The sequence below is a fragment of the Lachnoclostridium phytofermentans ISDg genome, from assembly GCF_000018685.1.
GTDB lineage: Bacteria > Bacillota > Clostridia > Lachnospirales > Lachnospiraceae > Lachnoclostridium > Lachnoclostridium phytofermentans.
The window spans coordinates 284533-308454 of record NC_010001.1; the positions used below are offsets into that span (position 1 = coordinate 284533).

Annotated in this window: 20 protein-coding genes; 17 read left to right on the plus strand and 3 right to left on the minus strand. The window is 36.5% G+C overall.

Annotation, left to right across the window (positions count from 1 at the left end):
• The first annotated feature begins 74 nt into the window (after positions 1-74).
• Genes CPHY_RS01255 through CPHY_RS01270 form a run of 4 tightly spaced genes read left to right on the plus strand, consistent with a single transcriptional unit; the run spans position 75 to position 3988 of the window.
• Positions 75-689 (plus strand): RNA polymerase sigma factor, encoded by a 615-nt coding sequence (locus CPHY_RS01255; RefSeq protein ID WP_012198259.1) that lies wholly within the window; start codon positions 75-77, stop codon positions 687-689.
• The gene (locus CPHY_RS01260) at positions 676-1311 is read left to right on the plus strand and encodes a hypothetical protein (RefSeq protein ID WP_012198260.1); all 636 of its coding nucleotides are present in this window, start codon (positions 676-678) and stop codon (positions 1309-1311) included. Before CPHY_RS01255 ends, CPHY_RS01260 begins: the two co-directional genes overlap by 14 nt.
• 47 nt (positions 1312-1358) lie before the next feature.
• Positions 1359-2777 carry an MBOAT family O-acyltransferase gene (locus CPHY_RS01265; RefSeq protein ID WP_012198261.1) on the plus strand — a complete coding sequence of 473 codons (1419 nt, stop codon included), beginning with the start codon at positions 1359-1361 and terminating at the stop codon, positions 2775-2777.
• An 11-nt stretch (positions 2778-2788) separates the two neighbouring features.
• Positions 2789-3988: a DHHW family protein gene (locus tag CPHY_RS01270; protein WP_012198262.1), complete on the plus strand. Its 1200-nt coding sequence runs from the start codon at positions 2789-2791 to the stop codon at positions 3986-3988.
• Between the two features lie 175 nt (positions 3989-4163).
• Here CPHY_RS01270 and CPHY_RS01275 read toward each other — a convergent pair whose 3' ends face one another.
• Both CPHY_RS01275 and rpoD read right to left on the minus strand, forming a co-directional pair.
• Positions 4164-4877, minus strand: coding sequence for a lysophospholipid acyltransferase family protein (locus CPHY_RS01275; RefSeq protein ID WP_012198263.1), 714 nt, complete (start codon positions 4875-4877; stop codon positions 4164-4166).
• 92 nt (positions 4878-4969) lie between these two features.
• The gene (gene rpoD / locus CPHY_RS01280) at positions 4970-6085 is read right to left on the minus strand and encodes an RNA polymerase sigma factor RpoD (protein WP_012198264.1); all 1116 of its coding nucleotides are present in this window, start codon (positions 6083-6085) and stop codon (positions 4970-4972) included.
• Positions 6086-6869: 784 nt separating this feature from the next.
• Between rpoD and rpsL the strand changes: the two genes are divergently transcribed.
• The 6 genes from rpsL to CPHY_RS01315 all read left to right on the plus strand — a co-directional run bounded on the left by rpsL (position 6870) and on the right by CPHY_RS01315 (position 15304).
• Positions 6870-7292 (plus strand): 30S ribosomal protein S12, encoded by a 423-nt coding sequence (gene rpsL / locus CPHY_RS01290; RefSeq protein ID WP_012198265.1) that lies wholly within the window; start codon positions 6870-6872, stop codon positions 7290-7292.
• A gap of 238 nt (positions 7293-7530) precedes the next feature.
• On the plus strand, positions 7531-8001 hold the full coding sequence (gene rpsG, locus CPHY_RS01295; protein WP_012198266.1) for a 30S ribosomal protein S7: 471 nt from the start codon (positions 7531-7533) through the stop codon (positions 7999-8001).
• Positions 8002-8311: 310 nt separating this feature from the next.
• Positions 8312-10429 (plus strand): elongation factor G, encoded by a 2118-nt coding sequence (gene fusA, locus CPHY_RS01300; RefSeq protein WP_012198267.1) that lies wholly within the window; start codon positions 8312-8314, stop codon positions 10427-10429.
• Between the two features lie 238 nt (positions 10430-10667).
• A complete protein-coding gene (tuf, locus tag CPHY_RS01305; RefSeq protein WP_012198268.1) occupies positions 10668-11861 on the plus strand; it encodes an elongation factor Tu in 1194 nt (397 codons plus the stop codon).
• 237 nt (positions 11862-12098) lie between these two features.
• Positions 12099-12926, plus strand: coding sequence for a hypothetical protein (locus CPHY_RS01310; protein WP_012198269.1), 828 nt, complete (start codon positions 12099-12101; stop codon positions 12924-12926).
• A gap of 407 nt (positions 12927-13333) precedes the next feature.
• The gene (locus tag CPHY_RS01315) at positions 13334-15304 is read left to right on the plus strand and encodes a GGDEF domain-containing phosphodiesterase (RefSeq protein ID WP_012198270.1); all 1971 of its coding nucleotides are present in this window, start codon (positions 13334-13336) and stop codon (positions 15302-15304) included.
• On the opposite strand, the gene CPHY_RS01320 is transcribed toward CPHY_RS01315, so the two are convergent.
• Positions 15284-15874: a hypothetical protein gene (locus CPHY_RS01320; RefSeq protein WP_041703052.1), complete on the minus strand. Its 591-nt coding sequence runs from the start codon at positions 15872-15874 to the stop codon at positions 15284-15286. The genes CPHY_RS01315 and CPHY_RS01320 overlap by 21 nt on opposite strands.
• A 411-nt stretch (positions 15875-16285) precedes the next feature.
• Between CPHY_RS01320 and mreB the strand changes: the two genes are divergently transcribed.
• The 7 genes from mreB (at position 16286) to CPHY_RS01355 (ending at position 23893) form a co-directional block, all read left to right on the plus strand.
• Positions 16286-17275 (plus strand): rod shape-determining protein, encoded by a 990-nt coding sequence (gene mreB / locus CPHY_RS01325; protein WP_012198272.1) that lies wholly within the window; start codon positions 16286-16288, stop codon positions 17273-17275.
• 123 nt (positions 17276-17398) lie between these two features.
• Positions 17399-18172 (plus strand): flagellar hook-basal body protein, encoded by a 774-nt coding sequence (locus tag CPHY_RS01330; protein WP_012198273.1) that lies wholly within the window; start codon positions 17399-17401, stop codon positions 18170-18172.
• A gap of 112 nt (positions 18173-18284) precedes the next feature.
• Complete coding sequence (locus tag CPHY_RS01335; RefSeq protein ID WP_012198274.1) at positions 18285-19100, plus strand: flagellar hook-basal body protein; 816 nt, start codon at positions 18285-18287, stop codon at positions 19098-19100.
• Between the two features lie 104 nt (positions 19101-19204).
• Positions 19205-19549: a rod-binding protein gene (locus CPHY_RS01340; protein ID WP_012198275.1), complete on the plus strand. Its 345-nt coding sequence runs from the start codon at positions 19205-19207 to the stop codon at positions 19547-19549.
• Between the two features lie 244 nt (positions 19550-19793).
• Entirely contained in the window at positions 19794-22022 is a 2229-nt protein-coding gene (recD2, locus tag CPHY_RS01345) for an SF1B family DNA helicase RecD2 (RefSeq protein ID WP_012198276.1), read from the plus strand.
• 190 nt (positions 22023-22212) lie between these two features.
• A complete protein-coding gene (locus CPHY_RS01350) occupies positions 22213-23133 on the plus strand; it encodes a nucleotidyltransferase family protein (protein ID WP_012198277.1) in 921 nt (306 codons plus the stop codon).
• 31 nt (positions 23134-23164) lie between these two features.
• Positions 23165-23893, plus strand: coding sequence for a ComF family protein (locus CPHY_RS01355; protein ID WP_041703054.1), 729 nt, complete (start codon positions 23165-23167; stop codon positions 23891-23893).
• Positions 23894-23922: the final 29 nt, after the last annotated feature.

Genomic DNA, 23922 nt, shown 5'->3' on the forward strand with positions numbered 1-23922 from the left:
GCGCTTTATAAATTTTTGTGTTATACTGATGGACGCGCGTTACGAATGCAAAGGCAGAGAGGATGAGATGCACGATGAATAATGCGGACAATTTCTCCTCAGTGGGGAAGGATATATCTTCCAAAGAGGGAGTTCAATCGGAACAAGATAAGATAATCTATCAAAATTTTTTAGATGGCGATATGGAAGCCTTTGAAGAACTGGTTATTAAACATAAAGATCGTTTAATCTATTTCATACAGCGCTTGGTAAATAATTTGACAATAGCGGAGGATTTGGCACAGGACGCTTTTGTGGAAGTATTAGTTCATAAAGAACGGTATCATTTTCAGGTGAGTTTTAAAACATATTTGTTTACGATTGGGCGAAATAAAGCTATAGACTATATACGAAAGAATAAACGGATGATGTTGGTGGAAGATTATCCGGAAAGTTATGATGAAGAAAATCGAATGGAAGAAAATATAATTCGAAAAGAAGAGAGTAAACTTTTATATGATGCCATGAAGAAATTAAAGCCAGATTATAAAGCAGCTATTTCACTCATTGATTTAGAGCAAATGTCTTATGCAGAGGCTGCCAAGGTTTTAAAGAAAAGTGATGCACAGATGAAAGTTTTAATCTATAGAGCTAGAAAAAGTCTTGCAAAGTTAATGGAAAAGGAGGGCTACTCCTATGAAAACAAATAGGGAATTTATCGAAGGGATCTATAAAAAAGCAGAATTATTAAGACAGCAGAAAGAGAATTCAAAATCAGAATCTTGGCATTTAAGATTTCTTCGTTTTAATCGGGAAAAGAAAAGAGTTCCAGCATTTGCTGCAAGTTTGGCAACATTTGCATTGTTTGCATTGGTTATAATCACTGGTTCACAAGCTGGTAAGAGCCCAAATATCGACAACATCGAAAACAAGCATTTACGAACAGTAGAGGGACAAAATCCTATTGCTAATGTTTCGGCATATGGTATAGATGAAGATGTCTCAAACGAAAATATAAATACTGTTCTAGGCGTGATTACTGAGGTTGTTGATATTCAGAATCAAAAGTATATTAATATTCAGGTTTCCAAACTACTTTGTGGGGAGGGAACACCAGATTATATTACGATAACAGAGGGTCTACCGCTAACGATTACAACAGAAAGCTTAAAAGAAATGAATGTGATTGTATCTGTGAAGCCAATTCTAGGACAAGAGGAATATGCGCTGATCGATGAAAACAGCATTTACTTCTATGCAAAAGAAGAAAATAATCAGAATTATTATCAAGCTATTGATGGAACAATTGTCTCAGAAGATAGTTTTAAATAATAATTTTGCTGTAAGACCCTGAAAATAATTATTATCGGAGGGGAACGATGGTTTTTAGTAGTTTACCATTTTTATTTCGGTATTTACCGATTGTTTTAATTTTATATTTTATTGCACCTAGAAAGTATAGGAATGCAGTACTTTTCTTTACAAGTTTGGTGTTTTATGCATGGGGAGAGCCGATTTATGTTTTGCTTATGCTGTTCTCTACTTTGGTAGATTACACCCATGGTATGTTAGTGCACCATTTTAAACAAAAAGGTGAAATCACAAAAGCAAAAATCGCTTTATCATCTGCGATGATTATCAATATATCATTACTTGGTTTTTTTAAATATTCTGATTTTGCAATTTCAAATATCAATGCATTAACCGGCAGTGATATTGGATTATTAAAATTAGTATTACCAATTGGTATTTCATTTTACACATTCCAGACCATGTCATATACGATTGATATATATCGCGGAGAAGCAGAAGTACAGAAAAATATTATATCCTTCGGTGCATATGTGGTACTATTTCCACAATTAATTGCAGGTCCGATTGTACAATATAAGACAATTGCGAAACAGCTTCAGGAGCGTAGAGAGGACTTTGATCAGTTTTCTTATGGAGTGCTTCGTTTTATGAGTGGTTTAGGTAAAAAAGTTTTACTTGCTAATAATATCGGAATCTTATGGGATAGGATATCAGTAACACCGAATGGTGAATTAACAGTAGTAACTGCATGGTTAGGTATTACTGCATTTGCATTTCAGATTTATTTTGATTTCTCAGGCTATTCTGATATGGCAATCGGTCTTGGAAATATGTTAGGGTTTCAATTCCTTGAAAACTTTAACTATCCTTATATGTCAAAAAGTATCACTGAATTTTGGCGTAGATGGCATATCTCCTTAGGAACTTGGTTCCGCGATTATGTTTATATTCCTCTTGGCGGTAACCGCTGTGGATTAGGAAAGCAGATTCGTAACATTGCTATTGTATGGTTTTTAACAGGATTTTGGCATGGGGCAAGTTGGAACTTTATCATGTGGGGTGTCTACTTTGGAGTAATACTTATCCTTGAGAAATTTGTATTGCTTAAATTTTTAAATAAACTCCCGTCATTTCTATCTCATATCTATGCAATTGTCTTAGTCTGGATTGGTTGGGCTATCTTTGCATTTGATGATTTCTCGAAAGGGATCAATTATATTAAGGCTATGTTTGGCGTAAATACGATCGGATTTATCAATGATAATGCACGATATCTTCTTATGAACTATGCAATCATTCTCATTGTTCTTATTTTAGGAAGTACAGACTTACCAAAACGAGTTGCGAATCGTTTAGTTGGAGAACATAGTGAGAAAAAGACAACAGCAGTAGTACAAGGCTTATTTATTGTGGGAGTATTTGTTATCTCCGTTGCATATCTTGTGGATGCTTCCTACAATCCATTCTTGTACTTTAGATTCTAGGAGGTGAGTGTATGTCAGAAGTGAATAAAAACTTAGAAGCAATACCTAACCCTCCTACCGTCAAGAAAGGTAAGGGGAAGGGGCAACGTGCAAAGTATAGTAATGTAATTATCTTTTTAGTTTTAATCTATGTATTAACAATAGCTAGCATGGTTAAGCCTGTAAAAGGATATTCTGAAAGTGAAAATAGGGTACTAGAAGGACGGCCAAAATTCTCTCTGGAATCCTTGTTTAACGGTACTTTTATTAGCAAATATGAAACGTTTGTTACTGACCAGTTTGTATCTCGAGATGCTTGGATAGGAATTAAGACCAGAACTGAACTAGCAATGTTGAAAAAAGATATCAATGGAGTATATATAGGAAAAGATGGCTACTTAATCGAGAAGGTAGACAATTCAGACCTTGAGATGGAACAAGTGAATCGTAACGAGAAGAGATTGTATGCTTTTATTAATAAGTATAAAGAACAACTTGGTGATGAGCATGTATTTGCAATGATAGCTCCAACTGCGTTTGAGATATTAAAAGATAAGTTACCACCGTATGCATCTGGATTTGATCAAGGAGCATTTCTTGATCGATTGGATGAGGCATTAGCAAACCAGTTTATTGATCTAAGGGAAACACTTACAGAGCATAAGAAGGACTATATATTCTATCGAACCGACCATCACTGGACTACCTTAGGGGCTTATTATGCTTATGTAGAATGGGCTAATAAAATCGGTGAGACACCAATGAGTCAAGATGAATTTGAGATTAAGAAAATATCAAATGATTTCTTAGGAACCATTTATTCTAAGATTAATCTAAAATTATCCTCGGATGATATGTATCTATATGATTCGGGTAAAAATTATACGGTCGAGTATAATATGGATGGGGTAAAAAAGAATAGCTTATATGAAATGAGCCATTTGGATACCAAAGATAAATATTCTGTTTATTTAGGTGGTAATAATCCTGTCGTTAAGATTGATTCTGATAATCATAACGGTAAAAAGTTATTGATTATTAAGGATTCTTACGCACATTCATTTGCACCGTTTGCTGCAAACCATTTTGAAACTACTTATATGGTAGATTTACGTTATTTTAATATGCCTATGTCTCGTTTTATTGAAGAAAATGGAATTACGGACGTATTAGTTTTATATAATGTGAATACTTATGTGAAAGAAAAAAGTCTTGATAATATGGTAAGATAATAGAACTTATGATTACCGGAACATGTTTTGGGTTCCGATAATAGAACTTATGATTGCCGGAACACGTTTTTGGTTCCGATAATAAAACTTATGATTATCGGAACATGTTTTTGTTCCGACAATGGATATACGAGAATAAAAAAATAACAGAAAGCGAAGCGCTTTCTGTTATTTTTTATTCTTGAGCAAATTTTGCAATCGTTTCTTTAATCATATTTTCAACCAACTCAGCAATCTCAGTAGATTTCATTCCCTTATAATCGTCATAATAAAGTGGTTTTAAATAATGAATTTGAACGGTGATTTTCTTAATAGAATTTGTATCGAAAGCCTTGAAGGCGTCAATCAACGCTACTGGTACAATTGGACAACGAGCATTCATTGCACTCTTAAAGCTACCGCCTTTAAATTCTCCAATTTGATTTCCATTTTTACTTCTAGTACCTTCCGCAAAAATAACAAAATTCTCGCCACCCTTTACACGAGTGGTCATATTTTTAATTACAGTCATAGACTGACGGATATCTTCGCGGTCGATAATCTCAGCCTGTAACAATTTAATTACGTCACGAAGGAAAAAGATGTCTTTCACTTCTTTTTTCATTACAGTAACAAAAGGACGTTCATGAGTTTCCAAAAACGCAAGTGCATCAAAAAGACCTTGGTGGTTTGGGAATAGGATGTATCCATCTTCCTTCGGAAGATTCTCTAATCCGTGGCAATCAATTGTTACCCGACCTCTACGGTTAGCAACCGGTGCATTTTTATGAAGCCATGCATAACGTTCAAAACGGTCATGCTTTTCTATGTTACACAATCGTTTTAATTGAAAAAACCAGATGGGTAAATTGAAAAAGCTACGTAAAAGCATGAGAAGAATTCTCTTCATACGATTGCTCCCTTCCTATTAAAATAAACTTATCAGAAGTCGCGAAGCAAATTCTGATGAAAGGTGCGTTTTTTGCACCGTCAATAACTAACTTAGTTTAGTTCATAACCCTTTAACATCCGTGCGCGACTTGGATGTCTTAATTTACGAAGTGCTTTTGCTTCAATCTGACGGATACGTTCTCTGGTAACGTTAAATTCTTTACCAACTTCTTCTAAAGTACGACTTCTTCCATCTTGTAAACCAAAACGTAGTATTAAAACTCGTTGTTCACGCTCGGTTAATGTATCTAGTAGTTTTGATATCTGGTCTTGTAAAACGGCATAGGATGCAGCATCTTCTGGTCCCATAATTGTATCATCTTTGATGAAATCACCAAGATGGCTATCGTCCTCTTCACCGATTGGTGTATCGAGGGAGATTGGGTCTGCAGATACCTTAAGAATTTCACGTACCTTTTCAATAGGGAGATTCATTGCATCTGCAAGTTCCTGTTCGCTAGGCTCACGTCCTAATTCTTGGAGAAGATTTCTTGATACTCGATATGTCTTATTGATAACTTCTGACATATGTACCGGTATACGTATGGTACGAGACTGGTCAGCAATGGATCTTGTGATTGCTTGACGAATCCACCAAGTTGCGTAGGTACTAAATTTATAACCTTTGTTATAATCGAATTTGTCAACTGCTTTGATAAGTCCTAAATTTCCTTCTTGAATTAAATCAAGGAAAGAAAGTCCTCTTCCTACATATCGTTTTGCGATGCTGACTACTAATCGAAGGTTTGATTCGGCAAGGATCTGCTTTGCCATATTATCTCCAGCTTCAATTTTTTTAGCAAGCTCAATTTCTTCTGCTACAGAGAGAAGAGGGTAGCTACCGATTTCTTTAAGATATTGTTTTACTGGGTCGTCAGAAATGGTTGACGTCATAGCAGATAGATCTTCTGTATCACCTATCATATCAGAATCATCTTCTAATTCGAGTAGGGCATCCTCGTTAGGCTCGTCCTCATCCGTCGGATTAAGCACAACAATATTGTTTGCCTCAAGGTACTCATATATTTTATCAATCTGACGTACATTCAGATTTAATTCTTTAAAGAAATCATTCACTTTATCAACTTCGATGACACCTTTATTATCATTCGCAAATGCAATTAATTCTTTCAGGCGTGCTTCAAAGGTATTTACTTGTTCTTCCATGAGAAGGACCTCCAGTATTTTCGTCTTGGGCGAAAAAAGTCACCAAACAACATTATATCACAGAGTATGTCCGTTGGGAATAAAATCTTTTCAAAAGCAATTTCAAATATCTGGAAGTGACTTGCTTTCCTATGATAAAATATGGTAAAACACAATATATAGTAGTAAATTATGGAATCAACTCCAATATGTTGACTAGTTTAAAAGTATGGGGTATAATTTTTTATGTCGATATGACATGTCGAGCAAATACACGAAAGAGAAAACATCGTCTGGTAAAGTTACATAGGATGTATGTGAAAACGACAAACCGTATTGTACTTTTTAGATTTGACAAAATACAAATGACAAAGAAGAATTGATGACGTCATTACCAAAAGATACGAAAGAGAAATAACGAAAGTTATAAAGTACTTTAATAAGGAAGAATTCAAGAATTCACTAAACTAGTAAGACCAACCACAAGGGGCTGCCACTGAAAAGTGGCAGTTTCTTTTATTTCGTAGCAAGGAAAAATTCGCAAAGCGTGCTTTTCTTTGTTCAAAATAGTTTTGATAGTTTTTGCAGAGTTCTTTCTATCTAAATGGTTTATTTACAAGATTACCAATTTTAATACAAAATGGCATGAAAAATAAGTAGGTTACGGTAAAATAACCTTGACAACAAAGTTAGATGGAAGTATAATCAACTCTGCGTGCATTAAATGCATGTGAAAAAATTTACGCAGATCAGTCTGCATAAGCAACCACGAATTTTCGAATACTTATCAGGAGGTGAAAAATTAATGCCAACATTCAACCAGTTAGTAAGAAAAGGCAGAAAGACTATGGAGAAGAATTCTCAGGCTCCAGCGTTACAAAAAGGATTTAACTCCTTAAGAAAGAAAACGACAGATGCATCCGCTCCACAAAAGAGAGGTGTGTGTACTGCAGTTAGAACGGCTACACCTAAGAAGCCTAACTCAGCGCTTAGAAAGATTGCCAGAGTTCGTTTAAGTAACGGAATTGAAGTAACAAGCTATATCCCAGGTGAAGGCCACAACCTTCAGGAGCATAGTGTTGTTCTGATCAGAGGTGGTAGAGTAAAGGACCTTCCAGGTACAAGATATCATATCGTCAGAGGTACACTTGATACAGCAGGTGTTGCAAAGAGAAGACAGGCTCGTTCCAAATACGGAGCTAAGAGACCTAAAGAAGCAAAGAAATAATTTCTCATTACTAATTTGTTGCAACAAGTTTAGCTTGTATGAAGTAAAACTGTTGTTTCGTAGCGTAAGCTACATTGGAATGCCGGGTTAATTTTTTATTTCGAAGACAAACAACTCCCCTGTGGTTGCGGTATGTTGGATTTGAAAATAGATATTAAACTGAGCATGAACACAGTAATGTGAGTACCGTAGAATTAATGACTGTTATTTAACAGTCGATATTAAGGAGGGAAGCAACGTGCCACGTAAAGGACATATACAGAAAAGAGATGTACTAGCAGATCCTATTTACAATAATAAGACTGTTACTAAGCTGATTAACAACATCATGCTTGACGGTAAGAAGGGAACTGCACAAAAAATTGTATACGGTGCATTCGAGAAAGTTGCAGAGAAATCCGGTAAAGACGCGACTGAAGTTTTTGAAGAGGCTATGAACAATGTTATGCCTGTTCTTGAAGTTAAAGCTCGTCGTATCGGTGGTGCAACATATCAGGTACCTATCGAAGTTAGACCAGATAGAAGACAGGCACTTGGTCTTCGTTGGTTGACAATGTTCTCTCGCAAGAGAGGCGAGAAGACTATGGTTGATCGTCTTGCTGGAGAAATCTTAGACGCAGCAGCCAACACAGGTTCTGCTGTTAAGAGAAAAGAAGATATGCATAAGATGGCAGATGCAAACAAGGCGTTCGCACATTATCGTTGGTAAAATACAAGCGTATGTAGAACGTTTCGGCGTTCGCACATTATCGTTTGTAAGATACAAAGCGTATATAGAACGCCATGCCATTCACACACTATCGTTTTCAAAGTGTTTGTGGAGCGCTTAGGCGTTCGCTTGCTATCGCTAACAAGATGTTAGTATGCCTCGGTATACGCTCGTTATCACTGGTAAAAACTGGAGGATAATGAGCGCTTAGGCATTTTTGTGTGAATTTTTGTTAAACTCGAAGTTTATATTTACGATTGACCCTGTAATGTATGGGGTTCAATTGCTAAGAATTAAGGAGGAATTATCCTTGGCTGGAAGAGAATACCCATTAGAGAGAACAAGAAACATTGGTATTATGGCTCATATTGATGCTGGTAAGACAACTCTATCAGAGCGTATCTTATACTATACTGGTGTTAACTACAAAATCGGTGATACTCATGAAGGTACTGCTACCATGGACTGGATGGAGCAGGAACAAGAAAGAGGTATCACAATTACTTCAGCCGCTACAACATGTCACTGGACATTAGAGCTTGAGCATAAGAAAGCTCCAGGTGCATTAGAGCATCGTATCAACCTCATTGATACTCCAGGACACGTTGACTTTACTGTCGAAGTAGAGCGTTCATTACGTGTACTTGATAGTGCGGTTGGTGTATTTTGTGCTAAGGGTGGTGTAGAGCCACAGTCTGAAACCGTATGGCGTCAGGCAGATAAGTACAACGTACCAAGAATGGCATTTGTTAACAAAATGGACATTTCTGGTGCAAACTTTTTTAACGTTGTAGACATGATTAAGAGCAGATTAGGTAAGAATGCAGTACCAATTCAATTACCAATCGGCAAAGAAGACACATTTAAGGGAGTTATCGATCTTTTCGAGATGAAAGCTTATTATTATCTTGATGATAAGGGCGAGCAAATCGAAATCAAAGAGATTCCTGATGATATGAAGGATCAAGCTGAAGAGTACAGAGCAGCTATGATTGAATCTATCTGTGAAACAGATGACGATTTAATTGAAGCATTCTTAGAGGGTAATGAGCCTTCCAATGAAGAGCTTAAGAAAGCTTTAAGAAACGCTACAATTAGTGTTCAAATCATTCCTGTACTTTGCGGTTCCGCATATAGAAATAAAGGTGTTCAGAAGTTACTTGATGCTGTTATCGAATTCATGCCAGCTCCTACTGATATTGAAGATATCAAAGGTTTTGATGAGGAAGGTAACGAAATTCATAGAATTTCTTCTGACGAAGAGCCTTTTGCAGCTTTAGCATTCAAGATTATGGCTGACCCATTCGTTGGTAAGCTCGCATTCTTCCGTGTATATTCTGGTACATTAAACGCAGGTTCTTATGTACTCAATGCTACAAAGAATAAGAAAGAGCGTGTTGGTCGTATTCTTCAGATGCATGCAAACAAGAGAGAAGACCTTGATAAGGTTTACTCTGGTGATATCGCAGCTGCTGTTGGTTTTAAGTTCACTTCAACAGGTGATACTATTTGTGATGAGAAACATCCAGTAGTCCTTGAGGCTATGGAGTTCCCAGAACCAGTTATCGACGTTGCTATTGAGCCTAAAACAAAAGCAGGTCAGGATAAGATGGGTGAAGCTTTAGCAAAACTTGCAGAAGAAGATCCAACATTCCGTGTTCGTACGAATGAAGAGACAGGACAGACAATTATCGCAGGTATGGGTGAGCTTCACCTTGAGATTATTGTTGACCGTCTTCTTCGTGAATTTAAAGTAGAAGCTAACGTAGGTGCACCTCAGGTTGCTTACAAGGAAGGCTTCACTAAAGAAGTTGATATCGATAGCAAATATGCAAAACAGTCTGGTGGTCGTGGTCAGTATGGTCACTGTAAAGTTAAGTTTAGTCCAATGGACGTTAACGGTGAGAAGGTTTTCGAATTCGTATCTACTGTAGTTGGTGGTGCTATTCCTAAGGAATATATCCCAGCTGTTCAGGCAGGTATTGAAGATGCAATGAAGTGCGGTGTACTTGGTGGTTACCCAGTACTCGGTGTTCGTGCAAATTGTTACGATGGTTCTTACCATGAAGTAGACTCTAACGAAATGGCATTTAAGATCGCTGGTTCCATGGCATTTAAAGATGCTATGCATAAAGCAGGCCCAATTCTTTTAGAGCCTATCATGAGAGTAGAAGTTACTGTACCAGATGATTACATGGGTGATGTTATCGGTGATATCAGCTCCCGTCGTGGTCGTATCGAAGGTACAGAAGATAACAACGGATCTAAGATTATTCGCGGATTTGTGCCATTGTCCGAAATGTTTGGTTATTCCACAACACTTCGTTCTAAGACACAGGGTCGTGGTGCTTACTCCATGTTCTTCTCCACTTATGAGCCAGTTCCAAAGAACGTTCAGGAAAAGGTTCTCAGCAATAAAACAAAGTAATTTAAGTTCGATGGAGGGTGTACTTTCTAGTACATTCTTCCATTGATATAAATATAAGCCAAGCGTATTTTTTTATACTTGAAAATATTTTGCTTTTGAAATATAATTAGGCTTATAAGGCGCTTTTTCTGCCAGTGCAGAGAGCATATATATCATTGTGACAATTGTCAGGTGATATACCGATCATAAAATATTTTGCACCCTATGATGGGGTGAAATTAAAGGAGGACGTTTTAAAATGGGTAAAGCTAAGTTTGAAAGAAACAAACCACATTGTAATATCGGAACCATCGGTCACGTAGATCATGGTAAAACAACATTAACAGCTGCTATCACAAAGACACTTCATGACAGATTAGGTACTGGTGAAGCAGTAGCATTTGATAAGATTGATAAGGCTCCAGAAGAAAGAGAAAGAGGTATCACAATTTCTACTTCTCACGTTGAGTATGAGTCAAAAGCTCGTCACTATGCTCACGTTGACTGCCCAGGCCATGCTGACTATGTAAAGAACATGATCACTGGTGCTGCTCAGATGGACGGTGCTATCCTTGTAGTTGCTGCTACTGATGGTGTTATGGCTCAGACTAAAGAGCATATCTTACTTTCCCGTCAGGTTGGTGTTCCATACATCGTTGTATTCATGAACAAGTGTGATATGGTTGATGATCCAGAATTACTTGAATTAGTAGAGATGGAAATCAGAGAATTATTATCTGAGTATGAGTTCCCAGGAGATGATACTCCAATCATCCAGGGTTCTGCTCTTAGAGCTCTTGAAGATCCAAACAGCCAATGGGGTGACAAGATTCTTGAGTTATTCGACGCTGTTGATACCTGGATTCCAGATCCACAGAGAGCAACTGATAAGCCTTTCTTAATGCCTATCGAGGACGTATTCTCCATTACTGGACGTGGTACTGTTGCTACAGGCCGTGTTGAGCGTGGTGTTCTTCATGTATCTGAAGAAGTTGAAATCGTTGGTGTTAAAGAAGAGACTCGTAAGGTTGTTGTAACTGGTATCGAGATGTTCCGTAAACTTCTTGATGAGGCTCAGGCTGGTGATAACATCGGTGCACTTTTACGTGGTGTTCAGAGAACAGATATCGAAAGAGGTCAGGTTCTTTGTAAACCAGGTACAATCAAGTGCTACAAGAAATTCACAGCTCAGGTTTACGTATTAACAAAAGACGAAGGTGGACGTCATACTCCATTCTTCAATAACTATAGACCACAGTTCTACTTCAGAACAACTGACGTTACTGGTGTTTGTAACTTACCAGAAGGCGTAGAGATGTGTATGCCTGGAGATAACATCGAAATGAATATCGAATTAATTCACCCAATCGCTATGGAGCAGGGTCTTGGATTCGCTATCCGTGAAGGTGGACGTACTGTAGGATCAGGTAAGGTTGCTACAATTATCGGCTAATCGATATTTCGAACAATTAATTACTGAATCTATTTCCCGTAAATCCTAATTATTAGGGTTTACGGGATTTTTTTTACTCATTTGCTTTTTGGGGGAAACTGTGTTATACTATTGATATAATAAAATAAGTAAAAGAACCGTCGATCAAAGAAGGGCTTTTAATATTCTACTGTAAAGTAGCTGTATGAAAAGCACCTTCTTTTTTTTATATCGAGGGTAGAAAGGTGGTTACAGATTATGAATATGCAGAATAAAACAGTATTTCATAGGAAGTTTGGAAAAGGTATTATTGTCGATCTCAATCAAAACAAATTATCCGTACAATTTGATGCAGGGAAGAAGATATTTGTATATCCAGATGCCTTCCGTCAGTTTTTGGTTCTCATGGAGAAGGATGGTAAGAGTTATGTAGACGGTATGCTAAAAGAACTGGATAGAAAAGAAGAGATTAGTAATCGCATAGCTAGAAAGATGGAACGACATAATCAACTCATTGATAAACTAAAACTCCACCCAAGCTCACAAATTGTAATACGTTTTGTTGAAAATGATAAGGCAACATTTTTAGAAGACAAAATAATAAACACTGGTTTAATACAGACGGGAAAGACGAAAGGAAGTCCAGTCAGACCATCAAGATTGCATCAAAACTCAGCATGTATTTTAACCGAACGCAATGAGGAAGAGGATGAATCAAGCCGTACTATTTTTGGAATTGCAATGGTTGAAGAGGATTTCTTAGGTACAGATTGCAAAGATGGTAAAGTTACACTTCATTCACAATATGTTTTGTTACTACCGGATCATTTACAAAAATTAAAATTCTGGAATTACTATACGGACGAAAGATATCCAGAAAAATTAGTTTGGAAGTCAGGAGAATTTAGATACTGTTCTAATCTTATATCTGCTCAAATCTTAAAGGATATTATGAGTCTACCACTTGAAAATGATGCTGCTGCACTTGCAGAAGAATTTTATCATTATTTCTGTGAAATTAATCAGATAGAGGAAAGTACACTCCCATTACCATTAGGTAAATTATTAGAAGAAGGAATTAAATAGTGATAAACTCACTAGGATTGTAAAGTTTTAATAAAATTTCATAATTAGGAGGTGTTATAATTATCTTCCCAATGATAAGCGGAGATAACACTAAATCCCTATGATGAAGCACGTTTGCTTTACTTGGAATTTAGGTTATCTCCGCATTTGTTATCAACAAGGATAAGTTCTCAATTATTATAGATTTTTCAATAATCTTCCATGGATATAGTTGCATGGGAAATTATCACATGTTATAATTAATTATCAAATAATATGACATAATGTCGTATTTTGCTGATGTAAAAATGGTATATATACATAAATAATAATGAAATATCATCTCCGATATGTAATTAGGGATTAGAGGGTGGAAAGTACTTAACTGAAAGTTAGATAACAAAAACTAGGTGCAGGGGGAGCATTCTATGATACTTGGGGGGCTATCAAGCCGTAGAGGCTATTACGATGAACACAATACTCGAAATAAAAGAAAGATTCGTTTTTTTGTAATAATGGGAATTGGGATTCTATCGATAGTTGCATTTTTATTGTCGCTAAAGGGGATGCTTCATTCAGAGGCTGAAAAGAAGTTATTAGAATATACAGGGCTAAGTGCAGATTACATTAAAAAAAGCGAAGCGGGTAAACAGTTTATGGAAGAAAAGTGGGGATCAGGCATTTTTACGATCATACCTGGAGCTAAAAATCCAACTTACTTTCAAGGAAACGCACATAGCTATGTTGTTACAATAAAGGGAGAGGCAATAGGTGCTTTCTCAGAGTCTGGTAAGGATGCATTATCGATTTATGGAAACAATGTGATTGATAGTATAGAAACTTGGGAAGATACAAAGGTTTATCAAGAGATCATAGATAAAAAAGGTTTGGTTATACTCACTAAGCTTGCTAATGGGGAGAAGTACTATATTGCATTCACATCACCAAGTTGGCTAGAGAATGGGTACATCATAAGTATCGTTTCCTATCAAGAAATTATTCAAGAAATTCAATCCGTTTTAAAGATGGCAATTGTAATTGTACTATTTTCACTTCTCGCAATTATTCTGGCTTTTTTCTATAGTATTCTACATCGGAATAGAATCAAGAAAAGGCGTATGGATATGGGAGCCGTGGACAAGATTACAGGCCTACCTAACCCACTTCTCCATAAAAAGAAAGTGAAAGAAAAATTAACAAAAGGAAATGAAAGTTATGCATATGTAACTTTTTGTATAGATAATTTTGAGCTTATATATGAATTATCCGGTAAGCAATACTGCGAAAAACTATTAAAACAGATAGCAAGTAAGATTCAAATCATGTTAGTTGATGGGGAACTTTTTACAAGATACCAAAATGATGAATTTGGAATGCTGCTTGAATATCATGGAGAACTAAATCTACGAAAGCGTTTGGTTGAGATGTTTAAGTATGCGGGAGACTTACCACAAGAGGATAATAATTTTTGTTCTATTACATTCCAGTGCGGTGTATGTGAGATGAAAAAGAATATGGATGTAAAAGATCTCATTCAATATGCTAGGCAGGTTAGGAATAATGAAGTAAATGGCTATACGCCTAATATTGAATTTTATAATAAGAAAGAAGAAAAGGGCGAGCAGCCTAAGATAGAAGAGATCACAAATGCTCTAAGTCATAATGAGTTTCTGGTATATCTACAACCAATTCTTCAATTGGATACAAAAAGGATAGCTGGTGCAGAAGCTTTAGTACGATGGAATCATAAGATGGATGGAATATTACCTCCTAATGTATTTCTTCCTATGTTAGAAGAGGATGGTTCCATTGTTAAACTTGACATGTATGTGTTAGAGGAGGTATGTGAGTATCTAAGAGACTGGATGGATAAGGGGAAAAGAGCTGTGCCAATATCAGTGAATCTATCTGGAAAGCACCTTGAGAGACCTGAATTTATTACAGAGCTTGTAGAGATTGTCGACTATTATCAGATACCACATGAACTATTGGAGTTTGAATTTTCGGAAGTCAATCTTTATGGAGCTATGGATATGATGAAGAACGCAATACAAAAGTTAAGAGAATTAGGCTTTCTTATTGCGATTGATCAATTTGGTGCTGGATTTTCCTCTTTGCAATTATTAAAAGAATTGCCGATTCATGTATTAAAGATTGATAAAAAACTTATTATGAATTTAGAAGACTCGGAATTTTCAAATCAAGAGAAAACAATTGTTATGCATATCCTCTCCTTCGCAAAAGCGAGAAATCTTACCGTGATTGCGGAAGGAGTGGAAACGAAAGAACAACAAGATTTACTTATCGATCAACAGTGTGATATGATGCAGGGATTTTATTATCAAAAACCTATGCCATCGGAGGAGTTCGAACGATTGTTAGATGCCTCCGGAGCGTAGGCTATAGTGAATATAACATTCATAAAAAATAATACAAATAAATCGAGTTAATACGATTACTGCTAAAATTGCAACTGGCATATAACGATAAAGATAAAAGTTGGTTTGAGTTAAATCCTGTTGCTGCCACAAGTATAAAAAGAAGCAAGTCAATAAAAAAGAAATTGAGTTACTTTGGTACTTTACTCTTGAATATTGATATTTTTTCTTAAGTTGTGGGAGCAGAGGAGTATCTGCTTCCATTTCTTTGGCAAAACTAAAAGATAAGGTATGCTTTTTTTTAGGCTCTTCCTTTACTTCATCATAAGCAGAAGGTTTTAGTATTCTCGGGCTTTTCGTATTTGAGTTATTTTTATTAGTAAATAAGAAAAAAAACACTGCTGGTAAAATATTGTGAAGTAGAAGTATATATAATGCAGGACTTTCGTCAAATCCAGTGATGGCAGCAGGCGCAAAGTATAATATAAGCAGGAGGGTACCAATATGTTTTGCAATTAATAGTGCTCGGTAATTGCTCACCAGATGAATTTCATGAGTTATTTTTTTTCGTTCCATTTTTGTTGTATTCATAGACACCTCAAAATTTATCCATTTTTTCATATCATATCATTAATAGGACGAAATTCATAGAAAAAGTAGTCAGCTTTTAAAAAAAAATGCCGATATATTAAACGTGTTGCAAAAAAATGATAACCCAGGTATACTCCTATGAAAGAACAAATCGAGAACGAAGTATATAACACCTAAAATCATGAAAAAATAATAAAAAGTACTGGAATGAGATTTTAAAAACCTTTACTATGCAATTGAAAATGTTAAAATTTATCGTAAATTGATGATTTTAGGAAAAGTTATGAAAATTTCCTTTGAAAATTTTCTGAAACATGTTTATAATATAATAGTATACGTTTAGATTTGGATTAATCGATAGAGAATAAGATAGAATATCTATTTTGGTGGATTTTTGAAAGGAGAATTACAATGTTGGGTTGCGACATCGGAATCGATTTAGGAACAGCTAGTGTTCTGGTATATATTAAAGGTAAAGGCGTTGTATTAAAGGAGCCTTCCGTAGTTGCCTTTGACAGAGATACAAATAAAATAAAAGCAATTGGTGAAGAAGCTAGACTAATGCTTGGTAGAACACCTGGAAATATCGTTGCGGTACGTCCATTACGTCAGGGTGTTATCTCCGATTATACAGTAACTGAAAAAATGTTAAAATACTTCATCCAGAAGGCAGTTGGTAAGCAACGTTTCCGTAAACCAATTATTAGCGTTTGTGTACCAAGTGGAGTAACAGAAGTAGAAAAGAAGGCAGTAGAAGATGCAACTTATCAAGCAGGTGCTAGAGATGTTGCTATTATAGAAGAGCCTATCGCAGCAGCAATTGGTGCTGGTATTGATATCTCAAGACCATGCGGTAATATGATTGTAGATATTGGTGGTGGTACAACTGATATCGCAGTTATTTCCTTAGGAGGAACGGTAGTTTCTACCTCAATTAAGATTGCAGGCGATGACTTTGATGAAGCGATTGTTCGTTATATGCGTAAAAAGCATAATTTATTAATTGGTGAAAGAACAGCGGAAGATATTAAGATTAAGATTGGTTCTGCTTACCGCAGACCAGAAGTTGTAGCCATGGATGTTAGAGGACGTAACCTTGTTACAGGTCTTCCAAAAACAATTTCTGTTACTTCAGAAGAAACAGAAGAGGCATTAAAAGAAACTACTTCTCAGATTGTAGAAGCAGTTCATAGTGTACTTGAAAAAACTCCACCGGAATTAGCTGCAGATATCGCAGATCGTGGTATTGTATTAACAGGTGGCGGTTGTTTATTATATGGGCTAGAAGAATTAATCGAAGAAAAAACTGGTATTACAACAATGACTGCAGAAGATCCTATGACAGCAGTAGCAATTGGTACTGGTAAGTACGTTGAATTTTTAAGTGGTAAAAAAGACTGATTATAAGAATAGAATTTTTTAGCATGCCATATTCAGGCACAAAAAAAGTATAACAAACTTAGCTTCACAAAATACAAGGAATGGATAAATTCATTGACAGATATGTCATGAGAGGAGAATGGAATGGTTAGAGGTCTATATACTGGTTGGACTGGTATGGAAAATGAACAAAAGCGTCTAGATATCATATCAAACAATTTAGCGAATTCCGCTACTGTTGGATATAAAAAGGAAGGCGTCACAAATCAATCCTTCGATGATGTTCTAACGTTAAAAATTCGAGATGAATCCGAGAATTTTACTGATAAGAGAATTGGTAAAATGACACTTGGAGTGAAGCTTGGTGAAGTTTATACTGATTATACACAGGGTTCTTTAAGAGAAACTGGGAATACATTTGATTTCGCAATTGAAGGTTCTGGATTTTTTAAGATGGAAGTGTTAGATAAGGATGGTAATTCAAAAGAACGCTATACCAGAGCCGGACAGTTTTTAATGGACAAAGAGGGTTATGTTGTAGATGTGAATGGAAATCACCTCATGAGTGAAGGGGGTTACCTTCAGGTGCCAACAGATGCCAGCCAAATCGTCATTGATTTACAGGGTAACGTGTTTGCAGATGGCGCACAGGTGGACAAGTTAGTCGTAACAGATTTTGAGAATTATGATTATCTAAAAAAATTTGGCGAGTCTATGTATGAAGCAGTAGACGGTGCTAGAGTAAAAGATACAGCTGCTGGTATCCGTCAAGGATACACAGAGCAGTCTAATGTCAATGTTGTTAGTGAAATGGTAAATATGATTGCAATTACAAGAGCTTATGAAGCAAATCAGAAAGTACTTCAATCCATAGACGGTACATTAGAATTAGCTGCAAACTCAATAGGTAAAATCTAATCTTAGAGATTTTTATATCAATTATGTTACGATAAGATAACACTTGCACTGAACAAAACGAATTACTGCTGTCGCCCATATTCGAGGCATTGCGACAGAATGGAGGATTTTTATGATGAGAGCACTTTGGACTGGGGCATCGGGTATGATTTCTCAGCAAACATCTTTGGATACCATATCAAATAATTTATCAAACATTAATACTGCTGGATATAAAAAGGAGAACGCACAATTTTCTTCCTTGTTATATTCTAAAATACAAAGTAAAGTAACGGATAGTGAAGGAAAAGTAAAACCTGTTATAGGACAGGTTGGTTCTGGTGTCAGAGTAACTGGTATCGTATCCTCCTTTACTCAGGGAACTTTACAAGAAAGCAACAATGATTGGGATCTTGCGATTTCAGGTAATGGTTTATTTTCTGTTCGTGATTCCGATGGCAATACCGCATATACTAGAAATGGTTCCTTCCATATCGCAATAGGTGCAGAAGGAGTTACCTTAGCTTCCGCTGACGGATATCCGGTATTAAATACAAAGGGACAGCCAGTTGTATTTAACAACAATTGGGATATCTCGAAAGTAACGATGGATGAGTATGGAAACTTAATGTATCCTGATGCAAATAATATTGCGCAGCGTACTGGAATTCAAATCGGTCTTACTCAGTTTGTTAATCCTGCTGGATTAGAGAAAGCCGGTGGAAGTTTATTTTATGAAACTGAAAGCTCGGGAGCTCCTCTTAAGGAAGTGGAGAATAATAATCTAAAACAAAGTAAGATTCATACTGGATATCTCGAAGCATCCAATGTACAAACTGCGGATGAAATTGTGAATTTAATTGTGACACAGAGAGCTTATGAGATGAATTCCAAAGTAATTACAGCTGCAGATGAGATGTTGCAGCAAGCGAATAACTTACGTCGTTAAATGATATGAAACCATTAGGCAGAATTTTATCCATACAGTAGAATATCTGTTATTAGACAGAATTTCTGCAAACAGAATTTCTGTAAACTGAAAGGAAGAAGCAGATGAGTATTTCCGTTGGAAGTGACGCAATGTTTCAGACATTGACCCAAACTGCACAAAGTACATCAAAAACATCAAAGTTAGAAAACAGCCTTGTCAAAGATGTTAAGACTGCATCGGACGAGGAACTAATGGAGTCCTGTAAGAGCTTTGAAAACTATTTAGTAGAACAAGTTATGAAGCAGGTAAAGAATACCATTGCGAAGAGCGATGATGATGAAAATGAGTATATGTCCTACTTTGGCGATATGTTATACCAAAGCTATGCTAAGGATATCACAGAATCCGGTCAATTAGGGATTGCAAAGCAGCTTTATGAGGCAATGAAGAGAGATCAGAACACTTGATAGAATTTAAAATAATCAGGATTTAAATAAGATAAAAGATAAGCCTCATTGGCAAAGACATCAATATTACTTGATGTTTTTGCTAATGAGGCTATTTACACACTTAAGGCGCACAGTGAAGTGTACACTTAAAAACATACCCACACAGTAGACAATGTGAAAGAATTTTGTTCCTTCACAAATTTTTATAGTGCATTAAATCTGTATACAGATTCGATATGCACTGGGTGTAGAAAGGAAGAGTATGGCAGAAGAGTTAAAAGGATATGTAGAGAGAATTGTATATCGAAATGCTGAAAATGGTTATACTGTACTAAGTCTCTCCGCAGAGGAAGATGAAGTGACCTGCGTTGGCACATTTTCTTTTGTGAATGAAGGAGAATATCTTTCTTTAACCGGTAGCTATACTGCACATCCATTGTATGGTGAGCAATTTCAGGTGAGCTCCTATGAGATGAAGGAGCCAGAGGACTTACTATCGATCGAACGTTACTTAGGGTCCGGTGCAATCAAAGGAGTAGGAACCGCATTAGCCGCACGTATTGTTCGTAAATTTAAAGAAAAAACATTTGTGATTATTGAAGAAGAACCGGAACGTCTTTCTGAAGTGAAGGGGATCAGTGATAAGTTAGCAAGAGAGATTTACAGGCAGTTTTCCGAAAAGAGAGAGATGAGAAGTGCTATGCTATTTCTTCAACAATATGGCATCTCCTTAAATCTTGCAGTAAAAATCTATAAGCAGTATGGAGAGCGTATGTATGAGGTTATAAAAGAGAATCCATATCGCTTGGCAGAAGATATTAGTGGAGTAGGTTTTAAGATTGCAGATGAAATCGCCTCTAGGATAGGAATTCGAACTGACTCAGACTATCGCGTAAAAGCAGGTATCCTTTATAACTTATTGCTTGCAAGCGGTAACGGACATGTATATCTTCCAATGCATAGTTTGGTAGGTAAAACCTGTGAGATGCTTATGGTGGAAGCAGATACGGTTAAGAGGCACATTACCTCTCTCGCTCTTGAAAAAAAGCTGGTAGTAAAAGAATCAGGGGAAGAACAGCATGTTTATAGTACATCTTTTTACTATATGGAGTTAAATGTTGCGAATATGCTTTCTGATCTTAGTATATCCTATGATATCTCCCCAGCTCAAGTTGAAACGAGACTTGCAAAAATTGAACAGGAAACAAATCTGGAGCTAGATGAAATGCAACGCTATGCTGTGATGGAGGCTGTCCGCAGCGGGTTATTAATTATAACCGGTGGTCCTGGTACTGGTAAAACTACAACCATTAATACAATACTTCGCTTTTTTGAAGCAGAAGGGATGGATATGCTTCTAGCAGCGCCTACTGGACGAGCTGCAAAGCGTATGAAAGAAACGACTGGTTATGAAGCAAGTACGATCCATCGTTTATTGGAGCTTACGAAGGGAATGGACGATAAGGATGGTAGGATGAGCTTTGAACGTAACGAGCTAAATCCTCTTGAGGCGGATGTGATTATCATCGATGAGATGTCGATGGTTGACATCTCGTTAATGCATTCTTTATTAAAAGCGATTACGGTTGGCACCAGAATAATCTTAGTTGGTGACGTTAACCAGTTACCTAGCGTTGGACCGGGTAATGTACTGCGAGATATGATTGAATCGAAGGCATTTCCAGTTGTTATGCTAAAAAAGATTTTTAGGCAGGCATCCGAAAGTGATATTATCGTAAATGCTCATAAGATCAATTCCGGAGAACATATTACCTTGGATAATAAGAGTAAGGATTTCTTTTTGCTAAAAAGAGATGATGTTAATGTAATTATTAGCGTAATTATCTCTCTAGTTCGCGATAAGATGCCCAAGTACGTGAATGCTTCTGTTTACGATATTCAAGTACTTACGCCGATGCGAAAAGGAGAACTTGGTGTAGAAAGATTGAATCAAGTATTACAACAGTATCTAAACCCTTCCTCCCAGGAGAAAAAGGAAAAGGAACATTTCGGTGGAATCTTTCGTGAGGGTGATAAGGTTATGCAGGTGAAGAACAATTATCAAATCGCCTGGGAGACCAAAAGCCGTTATGGTATTACAATTGATAGTGGGACTGGTGTATTTAACGGCGATACAGGAGTAATTAAAGAAATTAATCTTTTTGCAGAGGAGTTAACGGTAGAGTTTGATGAAGGACGTCTGGTTACCTATCCATTTAGTCAATTAGAGGAATTAGAACTGGCTTATGCAGTGACGATTCACAAATCACAGGGTAGTGAATACCCAGCGGTTGTTCTACCTATATACAGTGGGCCAAGGATGTTATTTAACCGAAACCTTTTATATACAGCGGTTACAAGAGCAAAGCAATGCGTTACTATCGTTGGTAGTGATAATATGGTGCAGTCAATGATTGATAACGAAAGTGAGTTAAAGCGTTATTCGGGTTTACAGTCTAGAATTATGGAAAGGAAGCAAATATTAAGCTAGTTTTCAAAAAAGTGGTGCATATGGTAGTTTCATAGTGTATAATAATTTTAATGAAGATAGGAAATTGAAAAGTCAAATGAAATAAGACAATTAACCACTTCATCTTATTAAGCACAAAGATGCATCATAATGTATCTATTGTTGGATGAACGGCGCAAGGTAGCGCCTATTATATTAGGAGGGGTTCCTTATGAATAAGACTACATTAGTAATTATGGCAGCAGGTATTGGTAGCCGTTACGGAGGAGGAATCAAGCAGCTTGAAAAAGTCGGACCAAGCGGCGAGATAATTATGGATTACTCTATCTATGATGCGATAGAAGCGGGATTTAGCAAAGTCGTATTTATTATTCGTCATGACCTTGAGAAGGATTTTAAAGAAATCATCGGAAGTCGTATTGAGAAAGAAATCGAAGTAGAGTATGTATATCAGGAACTTGATAAACTTCCAGCAGGTTTTTCAAAACCAGAAGACCGTACAAAACCATGGGGTACTGGACAGGCTGTATTGTGTTGCAAGGGTGTAGTAAATGAACCATTTGCAGTTATTAATGCTGATGACTATTATGGAAAAGAAGCGTTTGTAAAGGTTCAGAATTTCTTAAGAAATGTCGATACTTATAACAAGGAGAATGAATACTGTATGGCAGGATTTGTTCTTGGTAATACCTTAAGTGACAATGGTATTGTAACAAGAGGTGTATGTAATGTAGATGAATCTGGTTACTTATCCCATGTAGAGGAAACCTTTGGGATTGAGAAACAGGGTGATGTAGCAGTTGGTAAGGATGGCAATGGTAATCCTGTAACGATTACATTAGATAGTTCTGTATCTATGAACATGTGGGGATTTATACCAAACTTCCTACAAGAGTTAGAAACTGGATTTATTGACTTTTTACAAGGCCTTGATAAAAATAATACAAAAGCAGAATACCTATTACCAAATGTTGTTGGCAAGATGGTGTCAGAAGATAGAGCGAAAGTAAAGGTATTAAGAACAAACGATAAATGGTTTGGAGTAACTTACAAAGAAGATAAACAGTTAGTAGTAGACTCCATTCTTGAATTAATTGCACAGGGTAAATATCCTAATAAATTATTCAATTAGTTTAGATAGAAGGTGAAAACCTGTGTGGAGAATGGTATGGAGAGAAATATTGGATGCTGTTTATCCAAAGCGATGTCCGATTTGTAATGAGATTTTAGTTCCGAAGGATCGAAAGATATGCAGTATTTGCAGTGAGGAGCTTCCTGTACTTATGGAACCTCGCTGCAAAAAATGCAGCAAACCTGTTTTAGCAGAAGAACAAGAATATTGTTTTGACTGTGTTAAGAAGCAGCATCATTATACGAGAGGATTTGCTTGTTTTCTTTACAATGAAAAATTAAAGAAATCTCTAAGTGAGTTTAAGTATCACGCAAAAAAAGAATATGCAGAGTTTTATGTAGACTACATGGTATCAAACCTTGGAGATTGGATATATAAAACGAAGGCAGAAGTGCTAATACCGATTCCTTTACATAAAAACAAATATAAGCAAAGAGGATTTAATCAGGCTCAGTTGTTGGCCGAAGGACTATCAAAGGCACTTTCTATTCCAGTGGATACCAAACTTCTGGTACGAACCATGGATACAAAACCACAAAAAAAGCTAGATAACAAAGAACGAATGAAAAATCTGGAGAAGGCATTCTCTGTTTCAACAAATGTCAAAAAGTCAGAGGAGTTGTTCCCATACAAACGTGTGATACTAGTTGATGATATCTACACGACAGGAAGTACAATTGAAGCGTGTACGAATGTATTACAAAAGGCTGGATGCCTTGAAGTATTCTTTGTTACGGTTTGTATAGGCAACGGATTCTGAGAAATGGGTCACACGGTAAATTTTTGCTG